This window comes from Flavobacterium sp. (genome assembly GCF_030146175.1).
In the GTDB taxonomy this organism is placed as follows: Bacteria; Bacteroidota; Bacteroidia; order Flavobacteriales; family Flavobacteriaceae; genus Flavobacterium.
The window spans coordinates 1-6979 of record NZ_JASLCE010000046.1; the positions used below are offsets into that span (position 1 = coordinate 1).

Here is a 6979-nt window from a genome sequence, read left to right on the forward strand (position 1 = left end):
ATTATACACTGATCAATCTGAATAAAGAACAGGTTGATATCGATCAGGCACAAAAAGTAATCGAACCCAATTTGATCAGCAATATCAAAACCAATCCCGATATGAAATATTTCCGGGACAATAAAGTTCAGATTATTTATTCCTACCGGGATAAAACAGGAGCCTTTTTGTTTAAAATCAGAATCACTCCTGAAAAGTATACCAATTAGTCCGTTTATTTCCCCGCAGTATTCTAAAAATACTGTAAATTAGCATATATATTTAGTATAACGAATGAAAGTAGAAGAGAAAGGTCATACCATTATCATCAAAGATACCGAAGGAAACATCCAGACTTTTCTGGAAAAAGTTACGGATCAACACAATAGTTACAAAAACCACAACCTGGTTTTGGATGTAACTCAGGATGAAAGTGTAACCATAGCCTCGTTAAAATTATGTTCCCCTTTGTCTAAAATCCATAAAAAAGGGAAAAAGTCTTTTGTAATAGTCGCCAATACTATCGATTTTAATAGTGTTCCGGCTTCTCTTTTGGTCGTTCCAACACTGTTGGAAGCGCATGATATGATTGAAATGGAAGAGATCGAACGCGATTTAGGCTTTTAATCCGACCGTAATTTCATGAAATTAACCATATTGGGCTGTTATGCAGCCACACCCCGAACCATTACCAATCCGACCGCACAGGTTTTAGAAATCCAGAACCGGATGTTTCTGATCGATTGTGGAGAAGGTACACAGGTGCAATTGCGCAAAAATAAAATTCGATTTTCACGAATTGAACATATTTTTATTTCCCATTTGCACGGGGATCATTTTTACGGTTTGGTTGGATTAATCTCCACTTTTATGCTCCTAAACCGGGTGGCCGATCTACATGTTTACGGACCAAAAGGAATCAAAGAAGTTATATTGTTACAATTGCGTTTGTCCGGTTCGTTTACCGGCTATAACCTCTATTTCCACGAATTGGAAAGTACCGAAAGTGAAGTGATTTATGAAGACGATAAAGTTTTAGTGCGAACCATTCCGCTAAAACACCGCGTGTATACCAACGGTTATCATTTCCAGGAAAAAGAAAAAGAACGCAAACTCGATATCAATGCCATTTTAAATTATGGGATTGATCAATGTTACTATCAGAAAATTAAAAACGGGGGCGATATCACGTTAGACGATGGTACCGTAATCCCAAATAAAAAAATAACAACCGATCCGGAACCGCCAAAAAGTTATGCCTTTTGTTCCGATACGGTGTACGATGAAACCATCGTTCCACTAATTGATCAAACAACAATACTCTACCACGAAAGTACCTTTCTGGAATCGGAAGCACATCTGGCCGAAAAAACCCTGCATACTACGGCAAAACAGGCGGCTGCTATTGCCCGACTTGCAAACGTAAAACAGCTTTTATTGGGGCATTATTCAACCCGATATGAAAAAATAAGTCTGTTCCGCGAAGAAGCCGAAACGATTTTTCCAAACGTATTGTTAAGCGACGACGGGAAAGTGTTCGAATTTTAACGGGGATTTTTTAATCCGCATTTTAAAACATCCTAATTTAGCATTGCTAATTATAATACCGATACCATGAGTGATTTGAGCAACTATAGAAAGTCCTACGACAAAGCGGCTTTGGTCGAAACCACTATTCCGGAAGATCCGATCAATCTTTTTCAACGCTGGTTTTATGAAGTGGAAGATTTTGGTGGTATTGAAGAAGTAAATGCGATGACGGTGTCGACGATTGGTTTGGATGGTTTTCCGAAATCGCGTATTGTACTGCTAAAAAAATTCAACGAGGAAGGTTTTATCTTTTTTACCAATTATAATTCTGAAAAAGGAAAGGCGATAACAGCCAATCCACATATTTGTTTGTCATTTTTCTGGCCTACAGCCGAAAGACAGGTGATCATTAAAGGAATTGCTGAAAAAACGTCCGAAACCGTATCCGACAATTATTTTGACAGTCGTCCGGATGGTAGTAAATTAGGCGCTATTGCGTCCGATCAAAGCGATGTTATTCCCTCCCGTGATTATCTGGAACAAAAACTGGCTGATCTTGAAAAAGCCTACGAAGGGAAAGCGATTCCGCGTCCGGAACACTGGGGCGGTTTTCTGGTTCGCCCGGTAGAAGTAGAGTTTTGGCAAGGACGTCCCAACCGACTTCACGATCGTATCCGCTATTCGTTGGAAGCGGATTACCACTGGAAAATAGAGCGTCTTTCTTCTTAAAAATAAGACACTTAGGTCATAAATGTTAATTTTTAAGTCATTTCATCGATTTTTCTTGCGCGTAATCGATATTAAAATACATTTGTAGCATCTTTTCAATGTAAAAGATTGCCCCAGTGTTTAATAGACTTGATTAATGCTTATGAGATTATTGCGTGGCGCATCGATTTTGATGTGCTTTTTGATGATGGCTTCCTGTTCGACAGAAAGTGCCAGTGAGACCCCTGCGGATTATAAAGTAGTAAATAATTTTACGTACAATCAGGAAGAATTACAGATTGAACAGAAAATTAACGATTATCGGATTAGTAAAGGATTAACGCCTTTGGACAAAATCAATCATATTTCGTATTTATCTGAAGGACACGACGAGTATATGATTTCAACTAAAATTGTTGATCATTCCTATTTTAATGAACGGGAACAAAACCTTAAAACTACGCTTGGTGCTAAAAAAGTAGGTGAAAATATTGCCTATGGTTACGAAACCATTTCGTCCACTTTTAATGCCTGGTTAAACAGTGATTTGCACCGGATGAATATTGAAGGTGATTATACCAATTTTGGTGTTGCCGTACGAAAAGACAGCAACGGTACCATGTATATCACCAATATTTTTATCAAAAAATAAAACAAACTGACGCGTACCAAAAATGCAAAAGCATCCTTTTTTAAAGAGGATGCTTTTGTCGTTTAAAGCAATATAATGAAATGAACACTTTACATTTTTATGACGATAAACTCACTGCGTCTGTTTTGCTGATGTTCGGCTTCCGAGCAGGGAACACCATCGGAACAACGGTTTACCAGTTGTGTTTCACCATAACCTTTGGCGGTTAGGCGATTTCGATCAATTCCGTGTTTTACCATATATTCCAGAGTCGATTTAGCTCTTCTGTCGGACAAACGTTCGTTGTATTTATGTGTTTGTCGGCTATCGGTATGCGAGCGAATATCGAGGGTTATCGTTGGATGTTCTTTTAAAACGGTAATCACTTTTTGAAGTTCCACTTCGGCATCCGGACGGATATTCCATTTATCCAGATCGAAATAGATGATTTCGATATCCAGTACTTTAGCCAGATCGATACCCGGTTTGATAGGAATAGCTTTTTTCTCCAGTTCGATGTTTAATGTGGTTTCGCCCGTTTTCGCCGGTATCATCACACTAACTTCCCGTGTCTGATAACCGTCATTTTCGGCTCTGACATAATAGGTTTTATCACAATCGATTGTTTCAAAACGATATAATCCGCCGGAATCGGTTTGGACGGAACCCATAGGTTTCATAGTGGCGTCAAAAAGAGATACTTTGGCGTTGGTCAATGGTAATCCGCTTTCTTTATCGGTGATCATTCCTTTTAAAAGCTGTTCGCAACGGAATTCCTTAACCTTATAAATATCATCAGATCCTTGACCGCCATCCCGATTGGAACTAAAATAACCCATTTGTTTCTCACTGTTCATGATTAGCGCAAAATCGTCTTTCGGACTATTTAACGGACTTCCCAGATTTTCAGGAGTCGAATAACCATCTGTTAGAATTTTGGATTTAAAAATATCCAGTCCGCCAATTCCCAAATGCCCGTCGGAAGCAAAATACAGTTCGTTTTTTTGCGATACAAACGGAAACGTTTCCCTACCGGACGTATTGATCGTTTTTCCCAGATTTTCCGGTTTTCCATAGGTTCCATCGCTGTTGATAGCTACTTTATAAATATCGGAATTTCCAAGACTACCGGGCATATCGGACGAGAAATACAGTATTTTTTCATCGGGACTCAATGCCGGGTGTGCCGTACTGTAATTGTTACTGTTAAATGGCATTTCGGTCACATTATCCCATTTTCCGTCCGACAATACCGCTTTATAGATTTTCAGTTTTACAATCCGATCGGAACTTTTTCCTTTTTTACCATCGTTGTAATTGTTTCGGGTAAAATACATCGTAGTACCGTCTTTTGTAAATACCGGCGTTGCTTCGTGGAAACGGGTATCGATACTCTCCGAAAACTTTTGAGCGGGAGCGAGGTAACCATCATCGGATATCTGAGCCGCATAAAGCTTGGTAAAATACTGATTCGTCCATCGGTGTTTGCGATGAAACACGCCACCGGTATCGCGAGCCGAAGCAAAAACGACTTCGTTATTATAAAATGCCGGGCCATAGTCGGAATATTTGGTATTGGTTCCGGAATTTTCCACTTTAAAACGTCCGGAATCTTCGCGTAACTTTTTAGCATAATCCGGATTATTAAGCAATTCACCAGCTGCCGGGTCGTTCGTTTTTTTATAAAAAGTGGCCAGCATTTGATCGGCTTTGTCATATTGTCCTACCGATTTTAAAGCCTGAGAATAACGGAAATAATAGATCGGTTCAATCGTTTTGTTGAATGCAAAGAGTTCACCATACCATTTTTCGGCCTTGTCCAATTCGCCATTGAAATAATAGGCATTTCCAAGATTTTCGAACAGGTTTGCGGACTTATATCCTTTTTCCGCCACTTTTTCGTAAACTTTGATCGCGTCTATATAGGCATAGTGATCGTATTTTTTATCGGCGTTGTTAATCCTGGCTTTTTGAGCGAAGGAAACAGTCGTACCGATAAAAGCGAGCAGAAGTATAACTATTTTTTTCATGATCGTAGCATTTAGAAGAAACGAGGCGTTAACACCCGGTTATAGTTATTGAAAAACTCGAAACGGAGGAAAATCTCATGGGATCCCGAATTGTAATTCGCCAATCGGGTGGTTTCCGCATCATAGGCATAGCCGATAAACCAGGAATCCGATATCTGAAATCCGGCTAGTGCACTTACGGCAGCATCCCAACGATAGGCCACACCAAGGGTAAGTTTATCACTAATCAGGAAGTTTCCGGATACGTCAACCTGTAACGGTGCGCCTTCTACCGCTTTTACCAACAAGGCCGGTTTGAATTTTAATTCACTGCTAAAATCAAACACATGTCCTGCGATAAAATAATAGTGTAGTCGCTCTTTGGTTACCGAAACGGAGTTGTCTTTATAATGCTTGGTTTCCAGAAAATTGGGAACCGACAAGCCGAAGTAGGTGTTATCGGAATGAACATAAATACCGGCACCCACATTAGGGCTAAAATCCATATTGAGATTCTGAAACTGCGGATCGCCCTGATGCTGGATATTCAGTTTGTTGATATCCAGACTAAACAGATTGGCCGTTGCTTTTAATCCAAAGGAAACCGTATAATCGTCCGATGCCTGTATGCTATAGGAGACGTCTACCGAGATATTGTTCTCGGTAGCCGGACCTATCTGATCATTAATAAATGACAAGCCTAAACCCACATTCGATTCATTTATAGGTGTATTGATAGACGCGGTAGCCGTAGTTGGCGCTCCGTCTAATCCGACCCATTGCCGTCTGTACATTCCAAAAATACTCATCGCCCCACGCGAACCGGCATAAGCCGGATTGATTGTAATGGTATTGTACATATACTGAGTATATTGTGAGTCCTGTTGCGAATATCCGGTGGTACCCATCAATATCAGTGCGAATAATATAAGATATGTTTTCATGTATCCTTACTTTAAATTGAACTAAGAATAAAGCTATTGCTACTATCGGTTAAGATATAAATAGCCCGTTTTAGTATATTCGGTACCACTTTCGTTTTTATATTTCAAAATATAAAAATAAGTGCCATCGGGTAATTCGGCTCCTTTATTAAAGGTTGCACGTCCTTCCGATACGCCCCGGAATACCCGGGTTGTATTATCGTAACCATCTGTACTAAATACTAATATACCCCATCTGTTGTAAATTTCAACATTGTTTTGTGGATAACAGCTAATTCCGTCTATAAAAAAGACATCATTATAACCATCATCATTTGGCGATACGGCATTATAGACATTTATAGAACAGGCTGGTAGTACAATACATCTGTCGTGTACTTCTATATTGATCTCAAAAATACGCGGACAGTCTCCATTTGAAATGGTATAGCGAACAATATAATTCCCTAATGCAACCTGATTAGGACTAAATATACTGCCTTCTAATGCTGCTCCGGCATTTGTAGTTGACCAAGTGCCATCCTGAGGCGTTCCCTCCGGTAAGATACTAAAAAGATTAACAGGTTCATCCTTAATACAAATCGCTTTTGATACTACTGTAAGCGGATTATTAATCGTAACATTGACAGTTTGTGTATAGGTTTGTGTATTAAAGCAAACATCACTTACGGTCCAGGTACGAATAATACTATAGGATTGCGCGGTTTGATTGGCTGTCGTTTCGCTATATTCAACCGTTACCGTACCGCTACAATTATCGGCAAATGTTGGTTCCGGAACCGGTGGAATATTGGCACAATCGGCATTTACTTCGGTATCAAGTGTTGATGTTAGCGTTGGTGCACTGTCATCTGAAACGGTTATGATCTGGATGCTGTTAGACGTATTGCCACAGGCATCGGTAAAGGTCCAGGTTCTTGTAATTATATAAGAATTCGGACAATTACCTTGAGTCGTTACATCCACACCTTGTACCGTAATGTCTCCGGAACAGCTGTCATTGGCTGTTAAGCTCATCATCGCTGGAACGTCACCACCACAAGAAAGTGTAATATCAGCCGGAGCAGTTGGTGCCACTGGAGCAACGTTATCGTTTACAGTAATGTTTTGCGATACGCTTGATGAATTACCACAGGCATCAGTAAACGTCCAGGTTCTAACGATAGTATACGAGTTCG

The 6979-nt window shown here is 39.9% G+C and carries 7 protein-coding genes and 1 pseudogene; 5 read left to right on the forward strand and 3 right to left on the reverse strand.

Translation table 11 applies throughout. The features are described from left to right. From Q1R07_RS05625 to Q1R07_RS05645, 5 genes and pseudogenes are all read left to right on the forward strand, one after another. A pseudogene (locus Q1R07_RS05625) lies at positions 1–209 on the forward strand (hypothetical protein); the annotation flags it as partial. A 64-nt stretch (positions 210–273) separates the two neighbouring features. Further along, a complete protein-coding gene (locus Q1R07_RS05630; protein ID WP_300487039.1) occupies positions 274–606 on the forward strand; it encodes a ribonuclease Z in 333 nt (110 codons plus the stop codon). A 15-nt stretch (positions 607–621) separates the two neighbouring features. After that, a complete protein-coding gene (locus Q1R07_RS05635; protein ID WP_300487041.1) occupies positions 622–1527 on the forward strand; it encodes a ribonuclease Z in 906 nt (301 codons plus the stop codon). Positions 1528–1593: 66 nt separating this feature from the next. After that, the gene (gene pdxH / locus Q1R07_RS05640; protein WP_300487043.1) at positions 1594–2238 is read left to right on the forward strand and encodes a pyridoxamine 5'-phosphate oxidase; all 645 of its coding nucleotides are present in this window, start codon (positions 1594–1596) and stop codon (positions 2236–2238) included. A gap of 142 nt (positions 2239–2380) precedes the next feature. Continuing rightward, entirely contained in the window at positions 2381–2869 is a 489-nt protein-coding gene (locus tag Q1R07_RS05645; protein WP_300487045.1) for a CAP domain-containing protein, read from the forward strand. An 89-nt stretch (positions 2870–2958) separates the two neighbouring features. Here the strand turns inward: Q1R07_RS05645 and Q1R07_RS05650 are convergent, their stop codons facing one another. The 3 genes from Q1R07_RS05650 to Q1R07_RS05660 form a co-directional block, all read right to left on the reverse strand. Continuing rightward, positions 2959–4878 carry an OmpA family protein gene (locus tag Q1R07_RS05650; RefSeq protein WP_300487048.1) on the reverse strand — a complete coding sequence of 640 codons (1920 nt, stop codon included), beginning with the start codon at positions 4876–4878 and terminating at the stop codon, positions 2959–2961. An 11-nt stretch (positions 4879–4889) separates the two neighbouring features. After that, positions 4890–5801, reverse strand: a complete 912-nt coding sequence (locus Q1R07_RS05655; protein ID WP_300487051.1) for a type IX secretion system membrane protein PorP/SprF — start codon at positions 5799–5801, stop codon at positions 4890–4892. A gap of 42 nt (positions 5802–5843) precedes the next feature. Next, the coding region (locus Q1R07_RS05660) for a gliding motility-associated C-terminal domain-containing protein (protein WP_300487054.1) at positions 5844–6979 on the reverse strand (1136 nt) is incomplete at its 5' end.

Excerpts from the sequence above, each read along its gene's own strand:
- Q1R07_RS05655 (WP_300487051.1), bottom strand. The coding sequence starts at position 5,801 with ATGAAAACATATCTTATATTATTCGCACTGATATTGATGGGTACCACC.
- Q1R07_RS05630 (WP_300487039.1), top strand. The coding sequence starts at position 274 with ATGAAAGTAGAAGAGAAAGGTCATACCATTATCATCAAAGATACCGAA.
- pdxH (WP_300487043.1), top strand. The coding sequence starts at position 1,594 with ATGAGTGATTTGAGCAACTATAGAAAGTCCTACGACAAAGCGGCTTTG.
- Q1R07_RS05650 (WP_300487048.1), bottom strand. The coding sequence starts at position 4,878 with ATGAAAAAAATAGTTATACTTCTGCTCGCTTTTATCGGTACGACTGTT.
- Q1R07_RS05645 (WP_300487045.1), top strand. The coding sequence starts at position 2,381 with ATGAGATTATTGCGTGGCGCATCGATTTTGATGTGCTTTTTGATGATG.
- Q1R07_RS05635 (WP_300487041.1), top strand. The coding sequence starts at position 622 with ATGAAATTAACCATATTGGGCTGTTATGCAGCCACACCCCGAACCATT.